The 23297-nt window shown below is 69.6% G+C and carries 23 protein-coding genes; 6 read left to right on the plus strand and 17 right to left on the minus strand.

Translation table 11 applies throughout. From position 1 onward, the window contains the following. Positions 1-111: 111 nt before the first annotated feature. Entirely contained in the window at positions 112-2373 is a 2262-nt protein-coding gene (locus ASD13_RS04505; RefSeq protein ID WP_055866170.1) for an ABC transporter ATP-binding protein, read from the minus strand. Next, positions 2370-4097: an ABC transporter ATP-binding protein gene (locus tag ASD13_RS04510; RefSeq protein ID WP_055866173.1), complete on the minus strand. Its 1728-nt coding sequence runs from the start codon at positions 4095-4097 to the stop codon at positions 2370-2372. The genes ASD13_RS04505 and ASD13_RS04510 overlap by 4 nt, the downstream gene beginning before the upstream one ends. Before the next feature lie 267 nt (positions 4098-4364). Between ASD13_RS04510 and ASD13_RS04515 the strand changes: the two genes are divergently transcribed. Together ASD13_RS04515 and ASD13_RS04520 are read left to right on the plus strand one after the other, a co-directional pair. After that, positions 4365-5447 carry a hypothetical protein gene (locus ASD13_RS04515; RefSeq protein WP_055866175.1) on the plus strand — a complete coding sequence of 361 codons (1083 nt, stop codon included), beginning with the start codon at positions 4365-4367 and terminating at the stop codon, positions 5445-5447. Further along, entirely contained in the window at positions 5444-5842 is a 399-nt protein-coding gene (locus ASD13_RS04520) for a GntR family transcriptional regulator (RefSeq protein WP_055866178.1), read from the plus strand. The genes ASD13_RS04515 and ASD13_RS04520 overlap by 4 nt, the downstream gene beginning before the upstream one ends. A gap of 143 nt (positions 5843-5985) precedes the next feature. Here ASD13_RS04520 and ASD13_RS04525 read toward each other — a convergent pair whose 3' ends face one another. Further along, positions 5986-7047, minus strand: a complete 1062-nt coding sequence (locus tag ASD13_RS04525) for an enoyl-CoA hydratase/isomerase family protein (protein ID WP_055866180.1) — start codon at positions 7045-7047, stop codon at positions 5986-5988. Positions 7048-7162: 115 nt separating this feature from the next. On the opposite strand from ASD13_RS04525, the gene ASD13_RS17110 reads away from it, so the two are divergent. Continuing rightward, entirely contained in the window at positions 7163-9214 is a 2052-nt protein-coding gene (locus tag ASD13_RS17110; protein ID WP_082531387.1) for an ATP-binding cassette domain-containing protein, read from the plus strand. Between the two features lie 100 nt (positions 9215-9314). On the opposite strand, the gene ASD13_RS04535 is transcribed toward ASD13_RS17110, so the two are convergent. The 12 genes from ASD13_RS04535 to hemE all read right to left on the minus strand — a co-directional run bounded on the left by ASD13_RS04535 (position 9315) and on the right by hemE (position 19085). Further along, positions 9315-9764, minus strand: coding sequence for a hypothetical protein (locus tag ASD13_RS04535; protein ID WP_017829539.1), 450 nt, complete (start codon positions 9762-9764; stop codon positions 9315-9317). A 203-nt stretch (positions 9765-9967) separates the two neighbouring features. Then, complete coding sequence (hemL, locus tag ASD13_RS04540; protein WP_055866185.1) at positions 9968-11290, minus strand: glutamate-1-semialdehyde 2,1-aminomutase; 1323 nt, start codon at positions 11288-11290, stop codon at positions 9968-9970. A 22-nt stretch (positions 11291-11312) separates the two neighbouring features. Then, entirely contained in the window at positions 11313-12290 is a 978-nt protein-coding gene (gene hemB / locus ASD13_RS04545) for a porphobilinogen synthase (RefSeq protein ID WP_055866187.1), read from the minus strand. Beyond that, positions 12287-13084, minus strand: a complete 798-nt coding sequence (locus ASD13_RS04550; protein ID WP_017829542.1) for a uroporphyrinogen-III synthase — start codon at positions 13082-13084, stop codon at positions 12287-12289. Before ASD13_RS04550 ends, hemB begins: the two co-directional genes overlap by 4 nt. After that, entirely contained in the window at positions 13081-14076 is a 996-nt protein-coding gene (gene hemC, locus ASD13_RS04555; RefSeq protein WP_055866189.1) for a hydroxymethylbilane synthase, read from the minus strand. The genes ASD13_RS04550 and hemC overlap by 4 nt, the downstream gene beginning before the upstream one ends. A gap of 4 nt (positions 14077-14080) precedes the next feature. Continuing rightward, on the minus strand, positions 14081-14761 hold the full coding sequence (gene hemQ, locus ASD13_RS04560; RefSeq protein ID WP_017829544.1) for a hydrogen peroxide-dependent heme synthase: 681 nt from the start codon (positions 14759-14761) through the stop codon (positions 14081-14083). A 79-nt stretch (positions 14762-14840) separates the two neighbouring features. Continuing rightward, positions 14841-15113, minus strand: coding sequence for a hypothetical protein (locus ASD13_RS04565; protein WP_017829545.1), 273 nt, complete (start codon positions 15111-15113; stop codon positions 14841-14843). Then, complete coding sequence (locus ASD13_RS04570; RefSeq protein ID WP_017829546.1) at positions 15100-15507, minus strand: phage holin family protein; 408 nt, start codon at positions 15505-15507, stop codon at positions 15100-15102. The genes ASD13_RS04565 and ASD13_RS04570 overlap by 14 nt, the downstream gene beginning before the upstream one ends. Position 15508: 1 nt before the next feature. Next, positions 15509-15931, minus strand: a complete 423-nt coding sequence (locus ASD13_RS04575) for a hypothetical protein (protein ID WP_055866191.1) — start codon at positions 15929-15931, stop codon at positions 15509-15511. Positions 15932-16086: 155 nt separating this feature from the next. Next, positions 16087-17652, minus strand: coding sequence for a protoporphyrinogen/coproporphyrinogen oxidase (locus tag ASD13_RS04580; RefSeq protein WP_055866194.1), 1566 nt, complete (start codon positions 17650-17652; stop codon positions 16087-16089). Between the two features lie 26 nt (positions 17653-17678). Beyond that, positions 17679-18011, minus strand: a complete 333-nt coding sequence (locus tag ASD13_RS04585; RefSeq protein ID WP_017829549.1) for a metalloregulator ArsR/SmtB family transcription factor — start codon at positions 18009-18011, stop codon at positions 17679-17681. Positions 18012-18062: 51 nt separating this feature from the next. Further along, the gene (hemE, locus tag ASD13_RS04590) at positions 18063-19085 is read right to left on the minus strand and encodes a uroporphyrinogen decarboxylase (RefSeq protein WP_055866196.1); all 1023 of its coding nucleotides are present in this window, start codon (positions 19083-19085) and stop codon (positions 18063-18065) included. Positions 19086-19171: 86 nt separating this feature from the next. Here hemE and ASD13_RS04595 point away from each other — a divergent pair, with 86 nt between their 5' ends. The 3 genes from ASD13_RS04595 to ASD13_RS04605 are packed head-to-tail and all read left to right on the plus strand — an operon-like array spanning position 19172 to position 21494. Further along, a complete protein-coding gene (locus ASD13_RS04595; RefSeq protein WP_055866198.1) occupies positions 19172-20467 on the plus strand; it encodes a glutamyl-tRNA reductase in 1296 nt (431 codons plus the stop codon). A gap of 32 nt (positions 20468-20499) precedes the next feature. Beyond that, positions 20500-21072 carry an HhH-GPD-type base excision DNA repair protein gene (locus ASD13_RS04600; RefSeq protein ID WP_055866200.1) on the plus strand — a complete coding sequence of 191 codons (573 nt, stop codon included), beginning with the start codon at positions 20500-20502 and terminating at the stop codon, positions 21070-21072. Beyond that, on the plus strand, positions 21069-21494 hold the full coding sequence (locus ASD13_RS04605) for a DUF1801 domain-containing protein (RefSeq protein WP_017829553.1): 426 nt from the start codon (positions 21069-21071) through the stop codon (positions 21492-21494). The genes ASD13_RS04600 and ASD13_RS04605 overlap by 4 nt, the downstream gene beginning before the upstream one ends. Before the next feature lie 28 nt (positions 21495-21522). On the opposite strand, the gene ASD13_RS04610 is transcribed toward ASD13_RS04605, so the two are convergent. Further along, positions 21523-22005 (minus strand): hypothetical protein, encoded by a 483-nt coding sequence (locus ASD13_RS04610; protein ID WP_055866202.1) that lies wholly within the window; start codon positions 22003-22005, stop codon positions 21523-21525. Positions 22006-22075: 70 nt separating this feature from the next. Then, on the minus strand, positions 22076-23233 hold the full coding sequence (locus ASD13_RS04615) for an epoxide hydrolase family protein (protein ID WP_055866205.1): 1158 nt from the start codon (positions 23231-23233) through the stop codon (positions 22076-22078). Positions 23234-23297: the final 64 nt, after the last annotated feature.

Below are 23297 nucleotides of genomic sequence, written 5' to 3' on the forward strand. Positions count from 1 at the left end.
CTCGCGCGTCTCCCGGTCGCGTCGTGCGCCTCCCGGTCGCGTGACCGGGGCAGGACGACGCCCCACCCCGCGTGAGCGGAATGGGGCGTCGTCCTGTGCTGTGCCCGCAGATCAGGAGCGGCGGGCGGAGCCGTCCGCTCCGTCTTCCAGCAGAGCCTGCGCGGCCGCTGTCTCCGCGGCCGGCACCTGGGCACCCACCGAGGCTCCGGCCACGGCGGCAGCGGCCTCCGCAGCGGCGCCCTCGGCGTCGGTCGCCTCACCCGTGACGACGACCGGGGTCGCCCCGGTGAGAGCGTCGTCGGCGTCGATGTCGGTCGCCGCCTGCTCGAACTGCGACTGGTACAGACGCCAGTAGGCGCCCTGCGCGGCGATCAGCTCGTCGTGCGTGCCCTTCTCCACGATGTCGCCATGCTCCATCACCAGGATGAGGTCGGCGTCGCGGATCGTCGACAGACGGTGCGCGATCACGAACGATGTACGTCCTTCACGGAGCGCGGCCATCGCGTGCTGCAGCAGCAGCTCGGTGCGGGTGTCGACCGCCGAGGTGGCCTCATCGAGGATGAGGATCGACGGCTGCGCGACGAAGGCTCGCGCGATGGTGATGAGCTGGCGCTCACCCGCCGACACGTTCGCTGCATCCTCGTCGAGCACCGTGTCGTAGCCCTCGGGGAGGGCGTGCACGAAGCGGTCGACGTAGGTCGCTCTGGCGGCGGCGAGAACCTCGTCATCGGTCGCGGTGGAGCGCCCGTAGCGGATGTTCTCGCGGATGCTGCCGGCGAACAGCCACGGATCCTGGAGCACCATGCCGGTGCGTGAGCGCAGCTCGTCGCGGGTGACCTCGGCGATGTCCTGGCCGTCGAGCATGATCCGCCCGCCGCTGAGCTCGTAGAAGCGCATGATCAAGTTGACCAGCGTCGTCTTCCCCGCCCCGGTCGGGCCCACGATGGCGACCGTCTGCCCAGGCTCGACCCGGAACGACAGGTCGCGGATGAGCGGACGCTCCGGCGTGTAGGAGAACGCGACATTCTCGAACTCGATCACGCCCTTGCCCTCCACCAGATCGGGAGCGTCGGCGTCATCGGCCTCCTGCTCGTCGGCGTCCAGCAGCTCGAAGACACGCTCGGCCGATGCCGTTCCGGACTGCACGACCGCGGCCATGCCACCCAGCTCGGACAGCGGCTGCGTGAACTGCTGCGAGTACTGGATGAACGCCTGCACGTCACCGAGACGGAGCTGACCGTTCGCGACCATCAGACCGCCGAGCACCGCGATGCCCACGTAGCTGAGATTCCCGACGAACATCATGGCCGGCATGATGATGCCGGAGAGGAACTGCGCCTTGAAGCTCGCCTGGAACAGCTCTTCGTTCTCGACCTGGAACCGGTCAAGCGCATCCTTCTCGCGTCCGAAGACCTTCACCAGCGCGTGGCCCGAGAATGCCTCCTCGACACGTGCGTTCAGTCGACCGACCTTGCGCCACTGCATGCCGAAGGCCTTCTGCGACCGCGGTCCGATGATGCCGAAGATCACTCCCATGAGCGGCAGCGTGACCAGGGCCACGAGCGCGAGCTGCCACGAGATCGAGAACATCATGACGAGCACGCCGATCACGGTGAGCACCGAGGTGAGGGCACCGGAGAGCGACTGCTGCATCGTCTGCGTGATGTTGTCGATGTCGTTCGTGACGCGCGAGATCAGCTCGCCGCGCTGCACCTTGTCGAAGTAGGCCAGCGGCAGGCGGTTGATCTTCGCCTCGACGGACTCGCGCAGTCGCCACATGGTGCGGACCATGATCACGTTGATGACGTAGCCCTGGATCCAGGTGAGGAAGGCCGCGGCCACATAGATCCCGAGGACCGCCGCGATGACGAGCCGCAGCGCGTCGAAGTCGACGCCCTGGCCGACGGTGAAGTCACCCAGCGCCCCGACCTGGTTCGCGAAGTCGTCTTGGCCGCCGGCTCGCAGGGCCTCGACCACGACGTCCTGCGACGTGCCGGCGGGGAAGCCGGGGAACCCGTCGGTCGGCTGTCCGAGCTGGATGGAGATGAAGCCCTTGTAGACGAGGTTCGTCGCCTCGGCGAGCACCTTGGGCGCCGCGACCGTCAGGACCACGCCGATCGCGCCCAGGATCGACACGAAGACGAACCAGATGGCCGACGGCTTCAGCAGCCCGATCATGCGCGCGAAGCTGGGGCCGAAGTTGTCGGCCTTGCCGGGTGCGACACTGTCCCAATCGCCGGAGTTCTGACGCGCCTGCTCGGCGAGCTCGGCCTCGTACTTCTCCTCGGCGCTCAGCTCGACCTCGGCCACGGCGGGCGCCGCCTTGCCGCGGCCGCGCTTGGCCTTGGCCTGGTCGTTGTCCTGCGCGCTCATGCGTCCACCCCCAGCTGCGACTCGACGATCTCTCGGTAGGTGTCGCTCGTCTCGAGCAGCTCCTCATGTGTGCCGACGCCGACCATGGTGCCGCCGTCGAGGACGACGATGCGATCGGCATCCGTGATCGTGGAGATGCGCTGCGCGACCACGATCTTCGTCACGTGCGGGAGCTCGCGCCACAGTGCCTGGCGGAGCCGGGCATCGGTCGTGAGGTCGAGGGCCGAGAACGAGTCGTCGAAGACGAGGATCTGCGGCTGGTGCACGATCGCACGGGCGATCGCGAGTCGCTGACGCTGACCGCCGGAGACGTTCGTGCCGCCCTGGGCGATGCGGGACTCGAGGCCGTCGGGCATCTCTTCGACGAAGTCGCGGCCCTGAGCGATGTCGAGTGCGTGCCAGAGCTCTTCGTCCGTCGCCTCTTCGCGGCCGTAGCGCAGGTTCGACGCGACGGTGCCGGTGAAGAGGAACGGACGCTGCGGCACCAGGCCGATACTGTCCCAGAGGGACTCGACGTCGGCCTCGCGCACATCGGTGCCGCCGACATGCACGGCACCCCCCGAGACGTCGAACAGACGCGGGATGAGCGACACGAGGGTCGTCTTGCCCGATCCGGTGGATCCGACGATCGCGACCGTCTCGCCCGGCTGCGCGGCGAAGCTGATGCCGGTGAGCACCGGGGAGTCGGCTCCGGGGTAGGTGAACTCGACGTCGTCGAGTGCGACGGCACCGGGGACCGGGAACTCCGTGACGCCGTTCTCGGGGCGGACCAGAGTGGACTCGGAGTCGAGCACCTCGCCGATGCGCTCGGCCGAGACCGCGGCGCGCGGGATCATCATCGCCATGAAGCTGGCCATGATGACGCCGCCCATGATCTGGCCGATGTACTGCATGAAGGCGAACAGCGTGCCCACCTGCACCGTGCCGTTGTTGACCTCGATGCCGCCGAACCAGATGACCGAGACGACGGTGACGTTGAGGATGAGCATGAACAGCGGGAACAGCAGCACGAAGAGCGAGCCGACCTTGCGCCCGACCACCATGATGTCGGTGTTGGCGCCGCGGAAGCGCTCCTCCTCGATGCGCTCGCGCACGAAGGCGCGCACAACACGGACACCCGTGAGCTGCTCACGCATGATGCGGTTGACGTTGTCGAGCTTGCCCTGGTAGCTGCGGAACAGCGGCACCATGCGCCCGATGACGACGGCGGCCAGGATCAGCAGCAGCGGCACCGAGACGGCGATGAGCCAGCTCAGGCCGACGTTGGTCTGCACGGCGAAGATGATGCCGCCGATCGCGAGCAGCGGGGCCGTGACGAGCATGGTGGCGCCCATCATCGCGAGCATCTGCACCTGCTGCACGTCGTTGGTGTTGCGGGTGATGAGCGAGCCGGCGCCGAACTGCGAGACCTCGCGCTCGGAGAAGCCGCTGACCTTGCCGAACACGTCGGCACGGATGTCGCGGCCGGCGCCCATCGCGGCGCGCGCGGCGAAGTAGGTCGCGGTGACGGAGGCGATGATCTGCCCCAGCGAGACCGCGAGCATGAACAGACCGGTGCTCCAGATGTACGCCGTGTCACCGCGGGCGACGCCCTTGTCGATGATGTCGGCGTTCAGGCGCGGGAGGTAGAGGGTCGCCGCCACGCTGGCGAGCTGGAAGACCAGCACCGCGAGCAGCAGCCATCGGTATCGGGAGAGATAGCGGAGGAGAATTTTTCCCAGCACAGGCGGACTTTCTAGGAAGGATGAAGCGGCGGATTTCTCGGCAGACGGATGCCGACCGACAATCGGCCACAAGACAGAGTGCCACGATCCACGGACATTCGTATCCCCCTCACGGTGGACCTTCGCTCACAGCGAACCGCCTCCCGCTCCGATCAGCGGTTTCTCCGCGCGGACGAACGACGAGCGTGACGAGCATCCTCCCCTCATTTGTATTTACTCACTGATACAACTTGTGATAGACATATGACACAAAGAGGACGGACTCCCATGCTCACGACCACCGCATCCCCGATCGACGCCGGCCAGCGGATCGAACCCGGCCCGTGGCTGTTCGACCCCTGGCAGCTGTTCGGCGCTCTCCTCTCGATGCCGTGGGTGTCGCTGATCGTCGCGGCGATCATCGCGATCGCGGTCACCGTCTCGCCGCGCTGGCGCGCACGGAGCGAGAGCCGCGCGCGCCTCACCCCGGCCTCATCCGGCGGGGTCTTCGCGCGCTACGCGCCAGAGCACCGCGTCCTCGGTCTCGTCGCGATCTCGGTGATCGTGATCTTCGTCGCCGAGAACCTGATCACCCGCTACGCCCTGAACCTCTACAACGTGGTCTCCTGGTGGCGATACGCGACTCCGGTGTTCACGGCAGGGGTGGGCATCGCCGTCCTGCTGACCCTGATCGTCACGAGGGGCAGCAGGCCGGCCGAGCGGCCCGTCGTGTCCCCGCGTCGCACCTGGCTGAGCTTCAGTTCGCGCATCGGCTCGGCCGGCGCCGCCGTCGCGCTGCTCGCACTCACCGCCACCACCGTGCTCGCCGGGCTCGCCTCCTCGAACATCGACGGCGGTCCGTACGTGTTCCTCGAGATCGACGTGCCCAACGAGACGATCGATCCGATCCGCCCCTGGTTCTACGGCTGGGCCTACGGCGTCCCCGTCCTGATCTGCACGGCCGCCCTCGTCGCCGTGAGCGTCGCCGCGCTGCACGCCAACGCGGCTCGACCCTTCCTACGCCCGGAGAGCGTCCTCACCGAGCAGCGCGAGCGCCGCGACATCGCGACGGGGATCACACGGCTCGCGATTTCGAGCGCGCTCCTCGCCCTCGCGGGGGCATGGCGGTTCATCGCCGAGGCCGGCTCGATCGGCGGACTCACCATCGAGGGCGACGGTCGCAGCGACTCCTACGACGCCGCCTGGCGATACGGCGAGATCGCGGCCGTCGGCGGATGGCTGGCGCCTGCGCTCGAGATCGCGGCCTTCGTGCTGCTGCTCCTCGTGACCGCGCAGCTGTGCCCGCCGGGCTACGACTTCGAGCGGACCGACGACGCCGAGACCTCCGCCGATCGGGAGGCCGTGCGATGAGCGCGACCCCCCGACTCTCCCCGGCAGACGATGCGAATCCGGCACTCGACATCTACCGGCAGCTGCGCGGCCTCATCGTGTCGGGTCAGCTGGGCACCGGGGAGCGGTTGCCGACTGTCCGACAGACGGCGAGCGACCTGGGCGTCGCCCCCGGAACCGCGGCGCGCGCGTACAAGATGCTCGAGGGCGAGGGGCTGGTCGTCTCGCGCACGGCTGCGGGTACGAGGGTCGCCGAGACGGCGGGGGTTCTTCCTGCCTCGGTGATCCGTCGCATCCGCGATCTGGTCGACGAGGCCGATGCCAGCGGGTCCGACCCGGATGACGTCGTCGATGTGCTCCGTGCGATCTGGCAGTCGCGGTCGATCCCCGACCCTGCCCCCGCGGCCTCCGAGTAGGCCTCGAGCTCACCGGAGTTCGTCCGTCGGGAGTTCCGGCGTCCAGCGTGCCGAAACCGCCGGTTCAACCCGACAACCGTGCATCCTCCCGACAGGTGAACACGCCCTCGCTCAGAACAACCCGGGCTCAGAACAACCCGGGCTCAGAACAGGGCGGGCTGCGGAACGTACGCGCGCGCAGGGGCACCGGCGTCCGGAGCGAGCTCGGCCAGGGTCGCCGGGTCCCACTTCGGGTTGCGATCCTTGTCGACGATCTGCGCGCGGATGCCCTCGACGAGGTCGGGGTGCTCGTTCACGAACCACATCACGCGGCGGTACTCGCCCTCCAGTGCCGCGCGAAGCCCCGGCAGGTCGCGCGCCTCGCGCACGGCATCGAGCGTGACCGTGAGGCCGGTCGGCGCGAGACCCTCGAGGAGATCCGCGGTTGCGGCGGCATCCGTCGTGCCCTGTGCCTGCAGGCGTTCGATGATCTCGCCCACGGTGGGAGCGGAGAAGGCCTCGTCGATCCACTCCCTCGACGCGGGCAGCTGCGAGGGCTCGGGCGTCTCGTCGAACAGCAGCACGATCTCGCTGGGGCTCGTCGGGTCGGCGCGGAACGCGAGAGCCTCGCTCAGCGCCTCGAGGCGCTCCGACGGCACGTAGTGATCGGCGAACCCGAGATAGACGGCATCCGCTCCATTCATCACTGCCCCGGTGAGGCCGAAGTACTCGCCGAGCCGTCCGGGCGCACGGCCGAGCAGCCAGGTGCCGCCGACATCCGGCGTGAATCCGATCCGCGTCTCGGGCATCGCGAGCTGGGAGCGCTCCGTGACGATGCGGATCGCGGCGTGACCGGCGAGCCCGATCCCGCCGCCCATCGTGATGCCGTCGGCGAGAGCCACCACCGGCTTGGGGTACTCGGCGATCATGGCGTTCAACGCATACTCGGCGCGGAAGAACTCGGCGGTCTGCTCGGCCTGCCCTGCCACGATCTGCGCGTGCAGTGCGCGCACGTCGCCGCCGGCGCACATGCCACGCCCGCCTGCCCCGTCCAGCAGCACGATCTGCACGTCAGTGTCGTCGCGCCAGGCGTTCAACGCCGCGGTGAGGGCCTGGATCATCTCGACGTCGAGGGCGTTGATCGCCTCGGGGCGATTGAGCGTGAGCCGCCCGAGCGCCCCTTCGGTGCGGACGAGGACACGGGATGCAGCGTGAGAATCGGTCACGCTCGCCAGGCTACCCCTTTCGGCAAACGGCGGTATTCCGCGCGAAATGCGGGATCCGACAGGCTTTTCCGGCAGGATAGGGAGGAACTGTTCAAAATGCGACGAGAGGTCACGGATGCCTGAAGGACAGGTGCTCGAGTTCACGCACGTGACGAAGCGCTTCAATGAGGTGACCGCCGTCTCGGACTTCTCCGCGCGCGTCGAGCCCGGTGCCGTCACCGCCTTCCTCGGCCCGAACGGAGCCGGCAAGACCACGACGCTGCGCATCCTGCTCGGTCAGGTGCGCGCCACATCCGGCACGGCGACCATCGGCGGCGCCACCTACGCCGAGCTCCGCCAGCCGTTGCGTACGATCGGCGCGGTGCTCGAGGAGACGGTCTACCGTCCTCGCCGCACCGCCGAACGCCAGCTGACCATCGCCGCCAAGGCGAACGGCATCCCCCTGTCGCGCGTCGGCGAGGTGCTCTCGCTGGTCGGCCTCGAGGGCGAGGGCGACTCCCGCATCGGCGGCTTCTCCCTCGGCATGCGTCAGCGGCTCAGCGTCGCCCACGCGCTCCTCGGCGACCCCGGCGCCCTCGTCTTCGACGAGCCGGCCAACGGGCTCGACCCCGAGGGCATCCGCTGGATGCGCCTGCTGATGCGACGTCTCGCCGATGAGGGACGCACCGTGCTCGTGTCGTCGCACGTCCTCAGCGAGGTCGAGCAGGTCGCCGACAACGTGCTCGTGCTCTCGAAGGGCACGCTCGTACTTGCCAGCGGCATCGAGACTCTCGCCGACCCCAAGGGCGGCTCCGTCATCGTCGACGCCGCTGATCGCGCCGCGCTGACGGCTTCGCTCATGGCGGCCGGATTCGACATCGAGGTGCTGCGTTCGGGCTTGACGGTGCGTGGCGGGGATGCCGGCACGGTCGGCGCCGTCGCCGCCGAAGCGGGCATCGCGCTGAGCACCCTGGTGCAGCGCGGACCGACGCTCGAAGACGTCTTCATCGATCTGATGCGCGGGGGCCGTTTCGCACCGAACACTGCGACGACCCCGCCGCAGCTCGCCGCGCCGGCACCCTCGGAGGCGACCTCCGAAGAGGCCGCTGCCGACGAGAGTGCTTCCGAAGAAGCGGCAGACGCTTCCGCACCGGCTCCCGCCGATTCGGTTGTCGCCATCCCTGTCGCCGCAGCTGCCGCGTGGGCGGCCGAGGCCGCCGCTGCTCCCGCGGGCGCAGCCGTGGCCGACGACCTCGCCGCATCCGTCGATACGGACCACGACCGCACGGAACAGGAAAACACCGGGCACGACGACACCGGGCACGACGACACCGAGCAGGTCGACACCGAGCAGGTCGACACCGAGCAGGTCGACACCGAGCAGGTCGCGGATGAGCCTGACGCTCCTGCCGCCGACGTGGACGTGGACGCGGCGACCGAAGAGGCGGGCGATGCTGCTGAAGGCGACGCATCCGCGGACGCCGCGGTGGTCGACGGACTGGAGACTGACGACCAGCAGACCGACGGCGAGCAGACCGACGGCGAGCAGACCGACGGCGAGCCGGGTCACGACGTTCAGGACGACGCAGTCTCCTTCGAGGAGGCCCCGGAACGGTCGTTCGATGAGATCCTGTTCGGTGCTGCAGCACCGACCGCGGTGAACGACGCCTCTGCCGAGGACGCCGACGGCGTTACCGCCGTATCGGTCGACGCCCCCGGCTCCGAGGAGGTGCACGGCGACGAGGACCACAGCGGTGTCGAGATCTTCGCCGATCTCCACGACGCATCCGAGGATGACGAGGCCCCCGCGTCCGACGCCGGCTCCGACTCCTCCCCTGTCGACGTCGACGACGAAGACCCCCGCTCTGCGGCGGTGAGCTCGATGCTCGCTGCGGCGGCGCGTGCGTACTACGAGGACGAGCCCAAGGACTACCCGCTGAGCGCGGAGAGCGAGACGGCGGCCAGCGACGACACCCCCTTAGAGGGCGCGCACTGGACCGTCGCATCCACCGGCGTCATCGACACCGTGCCGCTCGCGGAGTCCTCGGGTCACTCCGAGACGGACGAGGCCGGTGACGACACGTCAGAGCACCCGGAGTCCGGCACCGAGGAATCCGGCCCTGCCGATGGCGATCAGAACCATGCCGACAACGACAACCACGACGGCGACGAGCACCACCACAACTGAGCTTCAGCTGACATGGAACGCCCTCCGGACCCGCAGGTCTGGAGGGCGTTCTTCGTTCAGAGGAGGTCGCCGCACCCGGCGTGAGCTCCGGAGCTGCAGGTCAGGCGGGCCGGGGCCGGATGACGGGCCGACGGCGGCCCTTCGAGACGGGCACCGGTGCGGTCGCCACGATCTCTTCGACGTTCGCCGGTTCGTCGGTCACGTCGAGGCGCAGTGCCTGCGTGAGCGCGAGCCCGTGACTCGTGGTGAGGATCAGCCGTCGGTACTGCTCATCGCCCTCGAGGTCGATCACGACACTCGGGCGACGCCGGCGGATCAGCACGAAGTCGAGGCTGCCCGCGGCCTTCCAGCTGCCCGCAGCGAGCACACCGGGGATGTGCGTCCCGGGGTTGGGGACTCCACGCAGCCAGGTCCAGGCATCTTCTGTCAGCTGCACCTTGGTGATGGTGTCGCGCGCGATCCGGAGGTTGTCGCGGTGGAAGGTGGCGGCACGTTCGATCGGCGAGAGAACGACCTCGAGTTGCGTCTGGTCCAGCAACAACGTCACCATGTCACCCAGTCTGCCAGCGCCGTCCTGCCAGTTGTCTGGAAGTTGTTCACAGGAACGCAACGATCCCTTGTCGATCAGCACCAGTCATCATGATTCCCTCCCCGTGACTCGAACATATGTACCATACTCGATTCACTGCCGGGTGCGCGAATGCCACCGATCAGCGCGCCGCGCCGACCGATGTCCTTCTGACCGGAGTCGCGTTACGGGCGTGCAGCTGCCGCGGCAGCCGCAGCAGCGGGGAGGGCGGCCTCGATCTGCTGCAGCTCTTCCTCGCCGTGCGCTGCGGTGAGGAACCAGGCCTCGAACACGCTCGGCGGAAGAGCCACGCCCTGCTCACGCAGCGAGTGGAAGAACGGCGCATAGCGGTACGACTCCTGCGCCTGAGCCTCGGCATAGTCCCTCGGCGCCGATGCCCGGAAAGACGCGTTGAACAGGTTGCCGGCGGTGGCGACCGCGTGCGTCACACCCGCCGATGTGAGAGCGGCATCGAGAGCAGCGGACACCCGTGCGGCCGCCGCGTCGACGGTCGCGTAGACCTCGGGCGTCGCGAGCCGCAGCGTCGCGAGCCCCGCAGCGACCGAGAGCGGGTTCCCGGACAGCGTCCCTGCCTGGTACACCGGTCCGAGCGGAGCCAGCAGGTCCATGATCTCGGCTCGTCCACCCAGCGCCGCCAACGGCACCCCCCCGCCGACGACCTTGCCAAAGGTGAAGATGTCGGGCAGATAGTCCTCGCCCGCTGCGGCCTGCAGACCCCAGAACCCTGCCGGGTGCACGCGGAATCCGGTGAGCACCTCGTCGATGATCATCAGGGCACCGTGCGCGTGGGCGGTCTCGGCGATCAGCCGGTTGAACCCGGGCATCGGCGCGACGACGCCCATGTTCGCCGCCGATGCCTCGACGATGACGGCGGCGATGCGCGGACCATGCTCGGCGAACACCGCAGCCAGCGCATCCGGGTCGTTGTAGCCGATCACGAGAGTCTGGGCCGCGATCGGCGCCGGAACCCCGGCAGAACCGGGAAGGGCGAGCGTGGCGACACCCGAACCCGCTTCGGCGAGAAGACCGTCGGAGTGACCGTGGTAGTGCCCGGCGAACTTCACGAGCAGGTCGCGACCGGTGGCGCCCCGCGCGAGGCGGATCGCCGTCATGGTCGCCTCGGTTCCGGTGGAGACCAGACGCACGCGCTCGACAGGACGGACCTCGCCGAACCGCACGCGGTCGGCGATCAGCGTGGCGAGCTCGACCTCGCCCTCGGTCGGCGCGCCGAAGGACAGGCCGCGGGACGCCGCCTCCTGCACCGCCGCGACGATCTCGGGGTGCGCGTGACCGAGCAGGGCAGGACCCCACGAAGCGACGAGGTCGACGTACTCACGACCAGCCGCGTCAGTGACCCGCGCCCCCTTCGCGGAGGCGAGGAACCGCGGCGTCCCGCCGACCGAACCGTAGGCGCGCACCGGCGAGTTGACCCCACCGGGGATCACCGCGCGGGCAGCGGAGAACAGGTCGTCATTGCGGTCGGTCATGAAGGAGAGCTCCTCGGAGAAGTCAGTCGCGCAGCCAGCCGGCCGCTTCGGTGGCCCAGTAGGTGAGCACCGCATCCGCACCGGCGCGGCGGATGGAGAGAAGGGATTCGAGGATGGCCGCACGACGGTCGATCCAGCCGTTCGCGCCGGCGGCTTCGATCATCGCGTACTCGCCGGACACCTGATATGCCCACACGGGAATACTCACCGTGTCGCGAACCTCGCGCAGCACGTCGAGGAAGGCCATGGCCGGTTTCACCATGACGATGTCGGCGCCCTCGGCCTCATCGACGACAGCCTCGCGCACGCCCTCGCGCCGGTTGCCCGGATCGAGTTGGTACGTGCGACGGTCGCCCTTCAGCTGAGAGTCGACAGCCTCGCGGAAGGGTCCGTAGAAGGCGCTCGCGTACTTCGCGGCGTAGGCGAGCAGAAGCGTGTCGGTGAAACCCTCGGCGTCGAGCGCCCTGCGGATCACCGTGACCTGGCCGTCCATCATCCCGGACAGCCCCAGCAGCTGAGAGCCGGCACGGGCCTGCGCCAGCGCCATCGAGGTGTACCGCTCGAGCGTCGCGTCGTTGTCGACGGACCCGTCGGCGGCGAGCACGCCGCAGTGACCATGATCGGTGAACTCGTCCAGGCACAGATCGGTCTGCACGACGAGCGCGTCGCCGACCTCGGAGGCCAGCGCTTCCGTCGCGACGTTCAGGATGCCTCGCGGATCATCGGCGCCGGAGCCGACGGCATCGCGCACCGCGGGCACGCCGAACAGCATCACGCCGCCGACCCCCGCCTCCGCGGCCTCGACCGCGGCTGCGCGCAGCGAGTCGAGCGAGTGCTGAGCGACACCGGGCATCGACCCGATCTGCACGGGTTCGGCGATGCCTTCGCGCACGAAGAGGGGCAGCACGAGCTGCCGCGGCTGCAGCGAGGTCTCGCGCACGAGATCACGCACCGCACGAGACTGACGCACTCGCCTCAGCCGGACATCGGGAAAGCTCACGGCGCGAACTCGTCGGCCGCGTGCGGAAGCGTGAAGTGCGAGACCGCATCGATCAGGGCGTCGATGGTCTGACGGTCGGCGACGACCGACACCGGCAGACCGGCACGCTGGGCGTCATTCGCCGTGCGTGGTCCGATCGCCGCGAGCAGCGTGTCATCGGGGATCTCCGGGAACTGCTCGCGCACCTGCTCGGCGACCGAGCCGCTGGTGATGAGGATCGCGTTGATCCGGCCGTTCTCGACGTCGCGGCGGATCCGTTCCGTGACCGGCACACCGACCGTGCGATAGGCGACGACGCCATGTACGTCATGACCCGCCTCGGAGAGCAGTCTGCTGAGCACGGGCTTCGCGATCTCGCTGCGAAGGGCGAGGATGCGACGCGGCTCCTTCTCGAGGGCTATGAGCTGCTGCGCCATGCCCTCTGCCGAGTTGTCCTGCTCGGGGACCAGTGTGACCTCGTAGCCGACCGCCTGCAGCGCCGCCGCGGTCGTCTCGCCCACGGCGGCGATCTTGGTCTCCCGCGGCACCGCCGCCCGGTGGGCGAAGAGCACGTCGACGGTGGTGGCGCTCGTGACCGTCAGCCAGTCGAACTCGCCCGCGGCCAACTGCGCCAGCGCGGTGTCGAGCGTCGCCTGATCCGTCGTCGGGGCGAAGTTGATCAATGGTGCGACGACCGGCACGGCGCCCAGAGCCCGCAGGCTCGCGGCGACGCTGTCGCCCCACGGCCCGCCACGGGGCACGAGGATGCGCCAGCCGTCCAACGGTCGGTCCTGCTTGATTTCGGAAGTGGTCATGAGGATTGCTCTCGGGATACGAGGCCGGCCGCCCCTTGATCGAGCAGCCGACGGGCAACAGTGAACCCGAGCTCGCGCGCTGCGTGCATCGGGTCTGCACCATCGGCAGCATCCGCTCCATTGCCACTGCCGTTCCGACGAATATACTCCCCGTTCAGGTCTTCCGTGACGTCGAGCCCGATCCGGCGCCCTCCGTCGGCGGCGTAGACGACCGTCCTGACCCGGATCGAGGAGCCTTCGACCACCGCATGCGCGGCCATCGGCGCCTGGCATCCTGCGTCCAATCCCTGCAGGATCGCGCGTTCCACCGTGATGGCCAGACGAGTGTCGGTGTCGTCGAGACCGGCAAGGGCCGCGAGCAGCTCCTCCGGCGCATCCGCGCGGGTCTCGACGGCGAGCGAGCCCTGCCCTGGCGCGGTCGGCCATTCGGCGAGACCGAGCTCCTCGCGCCGTAGCGGCGTCTCCGCGCCGAGCCTGGAGAGACCTGCCGCCGCGAGGATGACCGCGTCCAGCTCACCCGATGTGACCCGGGCGAGACGGGAGTCGACGTTCCCGCGGATGTCGACGACCTCGGCCTTCGGCGCGCGTCGATGCACCTGCGCGATGCGACGCGGCGACCCTGTGCCCACCGTGCTCCCGGAGCGCAGCTCGTGCAGCGGGGTGCCGTCGCGGGTGAGGACCACATCGCGCGGATCCTCGCGCTTCGGCGTCGCCGCGATCACGAGGCCCTCGGGGACGGCCGTCGGCAGATCCTTCAGGGAGTGCACGAGGAAGTCGCACTCGCCCGCGAACAGAGCCTCGCGAAGACGCGTGGCGAAGATGCCCTGACCGCCGATCTCGGAGAGCGAGGCACGATTCGTGTCGCCCTCGCTGGTGATCGGGACGAGCTCGACGCGGCGCCCCGAGAGCTTCTCGAGGGCTGCGGCGACGTGACCCGACTGCGCCTGCGCGAGCGCGCTGCGGCGGGTGCCCAGACGAATGGGGGTACTCATGGGCTTACTGGAGCACGTCCGCGATCTCGTCGAACCGGAGCCTGCGCCCGGTGTAGAAGGGCACCTCCTCCTTCACGTACATGCGAGCGTCGGTGTAGCGGAGATCGCGCATCATGTCGACGAGGTCGGTGAGCTCATCGGCTTCGAGCGGCAGCAGCCATTCGTAGTCGCCGAGAGCGAAGGAGGCGACGGTGTTGGCGAGAACGCCCGTGAACGCGGCGCCCTTGCGTCCGTGGTCGGCGAGCATCTTGCGACGCTCCTCCTCCGGGGCGAGGTACCACTCCGGCGTGCGCACGAACGGGTACAGGCACAGCCAGTCCTTGGGGTCCATACCCCGCAGGAAGCCCGGGACGTGGGAGCGGTTGAACTCCGCATCGCGGTGCACGCCCATGACGTTCCACACCGGGAGGAGCGAACGCAGCAGCTCGGTGCGACGCAGGCGACGCAGCGCCTTCTGCAGCTCCTCGGCGGTGTCGCCGTGCAGCCACACCATGAGGTCGGCGTCGGCCTTGAGTCCGGAGACGTCGTAGAAGCCGCGGACGGTGACACCCGAGTCCTCGATGTAGGAGACGATCGTCTCGAGCTCGGTCGAGTCGTTCTCCGTCACGGGGAGGTCGGGGTTTCGTCGCCAGACAGCCCAGAGGGTGAAGCCGGACGGGTTCTCATCGCGCTCTTCGGACATCATGCTCCCCAGTCTGCCTCGTTTGCGCAGGAGCCGCTAATCACCCCGGAGGGCTGCTCGCGGCTTCCCGGAATACTGCGCCTCAGCGCGAGATGAAGCGCGCGATCGCCCAGACCGCGCCCCCGACTGCGGCAGCGATTCCGACGGCGGCGGCGATCGCGCCGATCGGGTTCCGATCGGCGAACACGCGGGCCTTCGCCACCGCACGCGTCGACGCCTTCTCGACCCGGCGCGGGATGTTCCCCTTGACCTCGATCGCCGCGAGGGCGGCCTTCAGCTCGGCACGGGCCGAAGCGACGGGGTCGACGATCCCGCCGGGAACGGCGGTGCGCGGCAGCGACTCAGAACTCGTCATCGCCGGCCTCCTTCACGAGTCGGATGTCTTCGGCGACGGCCTGCGCCGGGTTCTGGCGCGCGAGCACCTTGCGGAACTTGAGGATCCCGAGCAACGCGAACAGCAGCACCGCGAGGATCAGGATGCCGAACACCGCGATCGCCGAGAGCCACACCGGCCACCAGGACGACAGCCCGGCGATCGCGAAGACGAGGATGACGGGCACGGCCCAGAACAGGAAGAACAGCGCGACGAGGAACCACACGGAACCGATGCCGGCATCCTTCGAGGTCCGCGAGACCCACGCCTTGGCGGCATCGATCTCGGCCTTGACCAGATTCGTGACGAGTTCCGGCAGATCTCCGAGGAGAGTCAGCAGGCTGTCGTCGGCGCGATCGCGGTATCCGCGGGGCATCTCAGGCGCCGGACTTCTTGGGGGCGGGCTTCGCAGCCGGCTTCTTGGCGGCGGGCTTCTTCGCAGCGGGCTTGGTCGACGTCGCGGTGGACTTCGCAGCCTCGACCGCTTCCTCGGTCGCCTCGGCGAGATCTTCTGCCGCCTCACGGCCGGTGGCGATGGCGGAGTCGAGTCGCTGACCGGGCGTGCCCGAGCCGGTGACGGACTTCGCGACCTTCACCACACCGGTCCAGAGCGCACCGGGAACGGCCGCGGCCTTGTCGCCGACGAAACCCTTGACCTTGGTGACCTGCTCCTGCACGGGGTCGAGGTGCCACACCTTGAGCCACTGCGTCTTGATCTGCTCGTAGCGCTCACGTCCGGCACGGGTGCCGAGCACGTAGCCCACGCCGAGCCCGACGACGAGTCCGATCTTCCCCTTCATGGGGTCTCCTCACCTTGTTCCGGTAGTCCGGCCAGATTCGCCCGGTTGGGACCGACCGCAGGCATTCGCCCCCCGCGACCAGGTACCCAGCGTAACCCCGTATGCCGATTTCGGCATCTATGGGTCAGAGGGTTGACACAGACCGCTCCCGCACTTCAGGACTCCCCGTCCCACAACAGGGCGCGGCGCAGACGGTCGGCCTCGTCCCGTGCGTCGGGGATCACCTGGGCGAGTCCGGTCCCCGCGAGCCAGGCGCCGACCGCGGCCACACCGGGCACCGCCTCGACCGCTGCGCGTGCTGCGGTGCGCCGCCCCCCTGAGCCGATGATCGAGGCGGGCTGCGACTGGATGAAACGGCCGCGATGCGAGGCGATGACAGCCTCGGGGGCGATGGCGACTCCCAGCAGGGCGGCGGCTTCGCGCCGTGCGAGGTCTGCCGCCGCGGCGTCGTCCAGGCCCGCGGTCGCTGCAGGTTCCCCCTGGGCGCCGAACGACACCCGCACGATCTGCCGGGCACCCGCGGCGTCGCGCACCCAGCCCCACTTGGCGGTCGAGTGGGTGAGCGCCTTGGCGGTGTGGCTGCCCGGAACGGTCAGCACGCCGGTTCCCCTCGGGGCGGCGGCGAGTTCCGGCGCGTCGAGGACGAGGGTGACGATCTCGATCTCGGGCGATGACGCAGCCTCCGTCGTGGCGAGGGCCGGCACCGCGGAGGCGAGGAGCTTCCGTGCGGCCGACTCGGGCGTCGCGATGATGACGGCGTCAGCGTCGAGCTCCTCGACCACCGGCTCCAGAGGATCCGTTGCGGCGCTCTCGCCGCTTTCCTCCGCCCTCACCTCGACCTCGGCCGCGACCTCAGCCTCGGCCTCGACCGACCAGCGCGCCCCGATCTTGCGCACGGTGCGCACCCGCACTCCCGTGCGCACCTCGGCACCGAGGCGGACGAGGTCGGCGGCGAGGGCATCGACCAGCGTGCTCATGCCTCCCGAGAGCCCCTCGACGGCCGCTCCCGGTGTCTTCGCGGCCGCCTGCGCTTCCGAGGCCTTCTCCGCGGCGTCATCGCGCAGCGTCTGCACCGCGCCGGAGAGGGATCCCACCCGGGTCAGTGCGGCGTTGAGCCCCGGGGCTGCGACATCGATGTCGACATCGTCGGGAGACGCCGAGTAGACGCCGGTCGTCACGGGGGCGACGAGTCGATCCCGCACCTTCGCCCCCATGCGCGACGCGACGAGCTTTCCGAGGCTGAGCTGGTGCCCGATCGTGAGGGGCGGACGCACGCGGTCGAGGTAGGCGCGCCAGACGCCCGACCATCCGATGATGCGGCGGACGTCGGGCTGGAACGGATTGGCGGGGATGCCGAGGATGCCGCCCACAGGGAGCGGCGCCGCACCCACACCGGGGATTCCGGCCAGCCATGCCCCGCCCGGCTTCGGGAGCACGATGCGGTCCGCCAGGTCGAGCTCCTCCACGAGGGCGCGCACGAGTCCACCCCTGGTGGCGTAGCTCTCGGCCCCGGCGTCGATGGTGACACCGTCGAGGTCGACCCGGCGGATCGAGCCGCCCAGCGTCTCCTCCGCCTCGAGCACGGTGACGCGCATTCCGACCTTCGCGCACTCCCGCGCAGCGACGAGACCCCCGATGCCACCGCCCACCACGACGACATGCGTGTGCGCCGCGCGGGCGGCGAGGTCGGACGGCTCGGCGGAGGAGGGCTCGGGGCTCATGCCCTCAATTCTCGCACCGGGGCGGTTCAGGCCTCGACGGGCTCGGAGGCTCCGCGTCCGCGCTTGCGGACCTCGCGCAGCACGATCTGCTCGGGGCACACCGTCGAGAGGAAGTCGCCGACCGAGAGCGCGAGCCGCTCACCCACGAGGGAGTAGAGGATGCGGTTGGCATCGCGGCGCTCGCTGATGAGGCCCGCCTGGCGCAGCACGCTCAGGTGACGGGAGATGGTCGGGCCGCTCGCGGAGAAGCGCGACGCGATCTCGCCGGCCGCGAGCTCACCGTCTTTCAGGTCCTGCAGGATCTGACGTCGTGTGGGGTGGGCCAGCGCCGCGAAGATGTCCGTCGCGCTGTCAGTCATGGTTGCAATATAGCACCTTGGCTAGATAGCTCTCGGCGCGTGGCCTGACGGTCAGATCGTGTGCGCCAGCTCGACGATGCGGGTGAGCTGGTCGGGGTCGGTCTCCGGGGGCACGCCGTGGCCGAGGTTCAGGATGTGGGCGCGCGCCGCGCGGCCGCGCTCGACGACGTCGCGCACGTGCGCCTCCAGCACCGACCAGGGGGCCGAGAGCAGCGCGGGGTCGATGTTGCCCTGCACCGTGACATCCGGTCCGAGGATCGCGGCGGCTTCGTCGAGCGGCTGGCGCCAGTCGACGCCGACGCCATCGGCCACACCGTCGAGGCGCATATCGGCGAGGAACGGTCCGGTCCCGACGCCGAAGTGGATGGTCGGCAGTCCGATGCCCGCAAGCGCCGCGTGCGAATGCGGGGCGACGAAGGCGCGGTAGTCGGCGGTGCTGAGGGATCCGGCCCAGCTGTCGAAGAGCTGGACGACGGATGCTCCGGCGTCGCGCTGCGTCTCGAGGAAGCGGCGAGAGACCTTCGCAAGCCAGCCCGCGAGACGGTTCCACGAATCCGGGTCGGAGTGCATCATGGCCCGCGCGCGCAGGTGCTCCTTGGAGGGGCCACCCTCGACGAGATAGGCCGCGAGCGTGAAGGGCGCTCCGGCGAATCCGATCAGCGGGGTGTCGCCGAGCTCGGCCGTGACGAGCCGCACAGCCTCGGCGATCGCCGTGCCGTCCAGGTCGTCCGGGTCGATGGCGGTGATGCGCCCGACGTCGGCCGCCGTGCGCACCGGGTTCGCGAACACCGGGCCGCGACCGGGCTCGATCTCGACCTCGACACCGGCGAGGCGCAGCGGGATGACGATGTCGCTGAAGAACACGGCCGCGTCGACCCCGTGACGGCGCACCGGCTGCAGGGTGATCTCGGCGGCGAGATCGGGGGTGAGGCAGGCGTCGAGCATCCGGGTCCCGACGCGCAGGTCGCGGTACTCGGGAAGCGACCGGCCGGCCTGCCGCATGAACCACACCGGGGCGTGAGGGGGACGGTCGCCGGCGAGGGCGCGCAGGAGCGGGGCGTCGGAGAGGGCCATGCGTCCATCCTCCCACCCGACCCTTATGGAGCCGCCGAGGCGACCGGTCGAACCCTCCCCCGCAGACCCTCCGGTACAATCGATGTGTGCTGCTGTGTGTGACGGCGAGTCACAAGACCGCCTCCTTCGAATTGCTCGAACGCCTGAGCCGCACCCCCGACGACGTCGCTCCCACCATCGTGGGCATGACGCCGTGCGTGCAGGGTGCGGTCGTGCTGGCGACGTGCAACCGTTTCGAGGCGTACGTGGAAATGGACGAACCGGTCACCGCCGCCGGCGCCATCGGCGTCGAAGCCGTGATCGAAGCGGTCGAATCCGCGACCGGAATCTCGGCCGCCGACCTCGACGGCGCCTACACCGTGCACTCGGGGCGCCGCGTCGCCGAGCACCTCTTCTCCGTCGCCTCCGGTCTCGAATCCGTCGTCTCCGGCGAGGGCGAGATCGCAGGGCAAGTGCGCCGCGCTCTCAAGTCCGCCCGCAAGGACGGCACCACTTCGCCCGAGCTCGAGCGCCTCTTCCAGCGCGCCAGCCAGGCCCAGCGCAAGGTCAAGAACGTCACGGCCCTCGGTCGCGCCGGCCGCTCGCTCGTGCGTCTCGCGCTCGAGCTGGCAGACAGCCGCATCGCCGACTGGTCCGCCGAACGCGTGCTGCTGGTCGGCACCGGTGCCTACGCCGCGGTCACCCTCGCCACGCTCCGCGAACGCGGTGCCGCGAACATCTCGGTGTACTCGCCTTCCGGCCGCGCCGAGGTGTTCGCCGCGAAGCACGGCATCCGTCCGATCGCCGCCGACGAGTACGCCCGCACCGCCGCGCGGTCGAGCCTGCTCATCACCTGCACCACGGCGACGGAGCCCGTGCTCGGCCCCGAGCACCTGCAGCTGCCGACCGGCCCCGCCGCGGCGGGCTGCCCCGTCGGCGCACACCGTCAGCTCGTCGTCGACCTGGGCATGCCGCGAAACGTCGACCCCGCCATCGCCGGCCTCGAAGGTGTAGCTCTGCTCGACCTCGAGACCATCCGTCTGCACGCACCGCTCGAAGAGCTGCAGGCGACGGATGCCGCGCGCAGCGTGGTCCGGGAAGCCGCCGAGACCTTCCACGTCGTGGGCGCCCGCCAGAGCGTCACGCCGTCGGTGGTGGCGCTGCGGTCGCACATCTTCGAGCTCCTGGAACGCGAGATCGACCGTGCCCGCGCGCGCGGCGACGAGGACGGCAAGGTCGAGCAGGCTCTGCGTCACCTCTCCGGCGTGCTCCTGCACACCCCGACCGTGCGCGCCCACGAGCTCGCTGCGGCCGGCCGTGCCGACGAGTTCACCGCGGCGCTCGCCGCCCTGTACGGCATCGCCCCCGAAGCCGACGCCGCAGACGACGCCGCGACCGCCTGACACGCTCCGTTCACCGGTGGCACACTGGAGGCATGGCCCTTCACATCACCGGAGACACCGCCGCCGACGAGCTGCTGACCGACAATCCGCTGGCTCTGCTGGTGGGGATGCTCCTCGACCAGCAGGTTCCGATGGAGACCGCGTTCGCCGGCCCGCTCAAGATCGAGCAGCGCACCGGCGCGACCGACGCCGCGACGATCGCCCACATGGCACCGGACGAGTTCCTCGAGGCCTTCAAGCAGACCCCCGCGGTGCACCGGTTCCCCGGGTCCATGGCGACGCGCGTGCAGACGCTGTGCCAGACCCTCGTCGACGACTGGGACGGCGATGCCGCAGCCCTGTGGACCGCGGGCGACCCGTCGGGGCCCGAGGTGCTGAAGCGACTGAAGGCCCTCCCCGGCTTCGGCGAGCAGAAGGCGAAGATCTTCCTCGCCCTCCTCGGCAAGCAGTACGGTTTCACCGGCGAAGGCTGGCGCGAGGCATCCGCTCCCTACGGCGAGGACGGCTCGTACCGCAGCGTCGCCGACATCGTCTCGCCCGACTCGCTCGCGAAGGTGCGCGAGCACAAGAAGGCGATGAAGGCCGCAGCGAAGGCTCCGAAGTGAAGCCCACGGGGGACGACGTCGCCGGGCTCATCGCCCGCTCCTCCCCCGCCGTGCGCCGCAGGGACGCCGAGACTCTGACCGCGCTCATGCAGGAGGTCACCGGACGCGAACCGCAGACGTGGGGCACGATCATCGGGTTCGGCTCCTGCCACTACCGCTACCCGACGGGGACCGAAGGCGACAGCGGACTGCTCGGCTTCGCTCCACGCAAGGCCGCGACCACGATCTATCTGTTCGACGGGGTCGGCGCGCACACCGAAGCCCTGGCGAAGCTCGGACCGCACACCACGGGCGTCGGGTGCCTCTACATCAAGGACCTGGAGCAGATCGACCTCGACGTGCTGCGCGGCATCCTGGAACGCTCACTCGCCTGGGTCGAGGCGGGCGGCACCGCCGAGGTGCAGCTCACCGTCACGGGCTGACGCGCGAGACCCCTCTCCGCGTACCCGCTCAGCGCAGGACCTCGACGAGCGCCACCCACGACACCACCACGGCCGAGACGATCGCGAGCAGACAGCCCGCCGCCGCGAGGTACAGCCCGGCCGGATGCCCGATCCACACCAGCACGCCCGCGGCGAGATAGGCGAAGATCGGCAGGAAGCCGACCAGGTACTTGAGCGGACGGGCGCGATCCTCGGGGCTCGGATCGGTCGCGATGAGGCGCGTCGCGTGCACCTGGAACACGGCAGCCAGCAGCGACGCGACGACGGCGGCCGCGCCGAACCAGGGGCCGTCGATGTCGGGGATCAACCCCAGCGCCGACACCGCGAGCGCCAGGAGCAGGGCGGCGATCCCGGCGAGGAGCCGTGCTGTCAGAGTGCGGGACTTGACGATCTCGGCGATGTTCACACTCGCGGCGACGATCACGAGTCCGACGAGCGCGGCCGTCGCCCCCGCCATCGCGACGTTGAACTCGCTCCACGGCTCGAACATGCCGACATGCTAGACCCACCCGTGCGACGGACGCACGGGTGGGTCTGGGCAGCAGAGTGGGGTTCGACAGTCAGCGGACGTCGGCGAAGAACGCCCGGATGTCGTCGGCGAGCAGGTCGGGACGCTCCAGAGCGGCAAAGTGCCCGCCCTCATCGAAGCGGCTCCAGTGCACGATGTTCGCGTTGTCGCGCTCGGCGAAGACCCGGATCGTCTGGAAGTCGTCCGCGAACACGGCGACCCCCGTGCGTGCGGCGTTGATCCGCGGCCCGGCATCCTCGGCGGCGTCGGCCGCGGCGTCGGCCCTGGCGTTCTCCAGATAGCTGCGGTTCATGCCGGATGCCGCGTTCGCGAACCAGTTCACACTCACCTCGAGCAGGATCTTCTCCAGCGGAACCAGAGAGGTGCCGTTGCCGAACGAGTTGAACAGCTCACTGTAGGCGAGCAGCCCGACCGGGGAGTCGCTGATCCCGACCGACACGGTCTGCGGGCGCGAGGAGTTCATCGTGTTGTACCCGCCGACCGACTGGAACCACTGCATGTGCTCGAGGCCGGCGTAGTCCGCGGGCTCGAGCTTCTCGAACTCGGCCGGGTCGCCCGAGGGGAACGAGAACAGCTGCAGCACGTGCAGTCCGAGGAAGCCCGCAGGCTCGAGCAGGCCCAGCTCACGCGCGACCATGGCGCCGTTGTCCGAGCCGTGGATGCCGTAGCTGTCGTAGCCGAGCCCGCGCATCAGACGGTCATAGGCAGCCGCGACCCGCGCCGTTGTCCACCCGGCAGAGGCGAGCGGCTGCGAGAAGCCGTAGCCCGGAGCATCCGGGATCACGACGTCGAACGCGTCTTCGGCACGACCGCCGTGCGCGACGGGGTCGACGAGGCGATCGATCACGTCGAGGTAGTCGACCGACGAACCGGGGTAGGTGTGCGCGAGCAGCAGCGGCGTCGCACCCTCGTGAGCCGAGCGCACGTGGAGGAAGTGGATCGTCTGGCCGTCGATCTCGGTGGTGAAGTGCGGGACGGCGTTGATCCGCTCCTGGGCTGCGGCCCAGTCGAACTCGCGCCAGGCGGCGACGGCCTCGCGGAGGTAGGAGTTGGGAGTGCCGGCATCCCAGTCATCCGTCGGCGACGGCTGCGGAAGGCGGGTGCGGGCGAGGCGATCCTGGAGATCGGCCACCTCGGCGGCGGAGACCGAGACGGTGAAGGGGCGGAAGGCGAGCGTCGTGTTATCCATATCTCGAAGGTACGAGGGCATTAGGTTAGATTCGTTCCTAATGGATGCCTGACTTTTCGAGGAG

The organism is Microbacterium sp. Root1433D1 (genome assembly GCF_001426835.1).
GTDB classification, from domain to species: Bacteria; Actinomycetota; Actinomycetes; order Actinomycetales; family Microbacteriaceae; genus Microbacterium; species Microbacterium maritypicum.

Coding starts and splice junctions, on each gene's coding strand:
- ASD13_RS04505 (WP_055866170.1), bottom strand. CDS start 2,373: ATGAGCGCGCAGGACAACGACCAGGCCAAGGCCAAGCGCGGCCGCGGC.
- ASD13_RS04515 (WP_055866175.1), top strand. CDS start 4,365: ATGCTCACGACCACCGCATCCCCGATCGACGCCGGCCAGCGGATCGAA.
- ASD13_RS04520 (WP_055866178.1), top strand. CDS start 5,444: ATGAGCGCGACCCCCCGACTCTCCCCGGCAGACGATGCGAATCCGGCA.
- ASD13_RS17110 (WP_082531387.1), top strand. CDS start 7,163: ATGCCTGAAGGACAGGTGCTCGAGTTCACGCACGTGACGAAGCGCTTC.
- ASD13_RS04535 (WP_017829539.1), bottom strand. CDS start 9,764: ATGGTGACGTTGTTGCTGGACCAGACGCAACTCGAGGTCGTTCTCTCG.
- hemL (WP_055866185.1), bottom strand. CDS start 11,290: ATGACCGACCGCAATGACGACCTGTTCTCCGCTGCCCGCGCGGTGATC.
- ASD13_RS04550 (WP_017829542.1), bottom strand. CDS start 13,084: ATGACCACTTCCGAAATCAAGCAGGACCGACCGTTGGACGGCTGGCGC.
- hemC (WP_055866189.1), bottom strand. CDS start 14,076: ATGAGTACCCCCATTCGTCTGGGCACCCGCCGCAGCGCGCTCGCGCAG.
- hemQ (WP_017829544.1), bottom strand. CDS start 14,761: ATGATGTCCGAAGAGCGCGATGAGAACCCGTCCGGCTTCACCCTCTGG.
- ASD13_RS04565 (WP_017829545.1), bottom strand. CDS start 15,113: ATGACGAGTTCTGAGTCGCTGCCGCGCACCGCCGTTCCCGGCGGGATC.
- ASD13_RS04570 (WP_017829546.1), bottom strand. CDS start 15,507: ATGCCCCGCGGATACCGCGATCGCGCCGACGACAGCCTGCTGACTCTC.
- ASD13_RS04575 (WP_055866191.1), bottom strand. CDS start 15,931: ATGAAGGGGAAGATCGGACTCGTCGTCGGGCTCGGCGTGGGCTACGTG.
- ASD13_RS04580 (WP_055866194.1), bottom strand. CDS start 17,652: ATGAGCCCCGAGCCCTCCTCCGCCGAGCCGTCCGACCTCGCCGCCCGC.
- ASD13_RS04585 (WP_017829549.1), bottom strand. CDS start 18,011: ATGACTGACAGCGCGACGGACATCTTCGCGGCGCTGGCCCACCCCACA.
- hemE (WP_055866196.1), bottom strand. CDS start 19,085: ATGGCCCTCTCCGACGCCCCGCTCCTGCGCGCCCTCGCCGGCGACCGT.
- ASD13_RS04600 (WP_055866200.1), top strand. CDS start 20,500: ATGGCCCTTCACATCACCGGAGACACCGCCGCCGACGAGCTGCTGACC.
- ASD13_RS04610 (WP_055866202.1), bottom strand. CDS start 22,005: ATGTTCGAGCCGTGGAGCGAGTTCAACGTCGCGATGGCGGGGGCGACG.
- ASD13_RS04615 (WP_055866205.1), bottom strand. CDS start 23,233: ATGGATAACACGACGCTCGCCTTCCGCCCCTTCACCGTCTCGGTCTCC.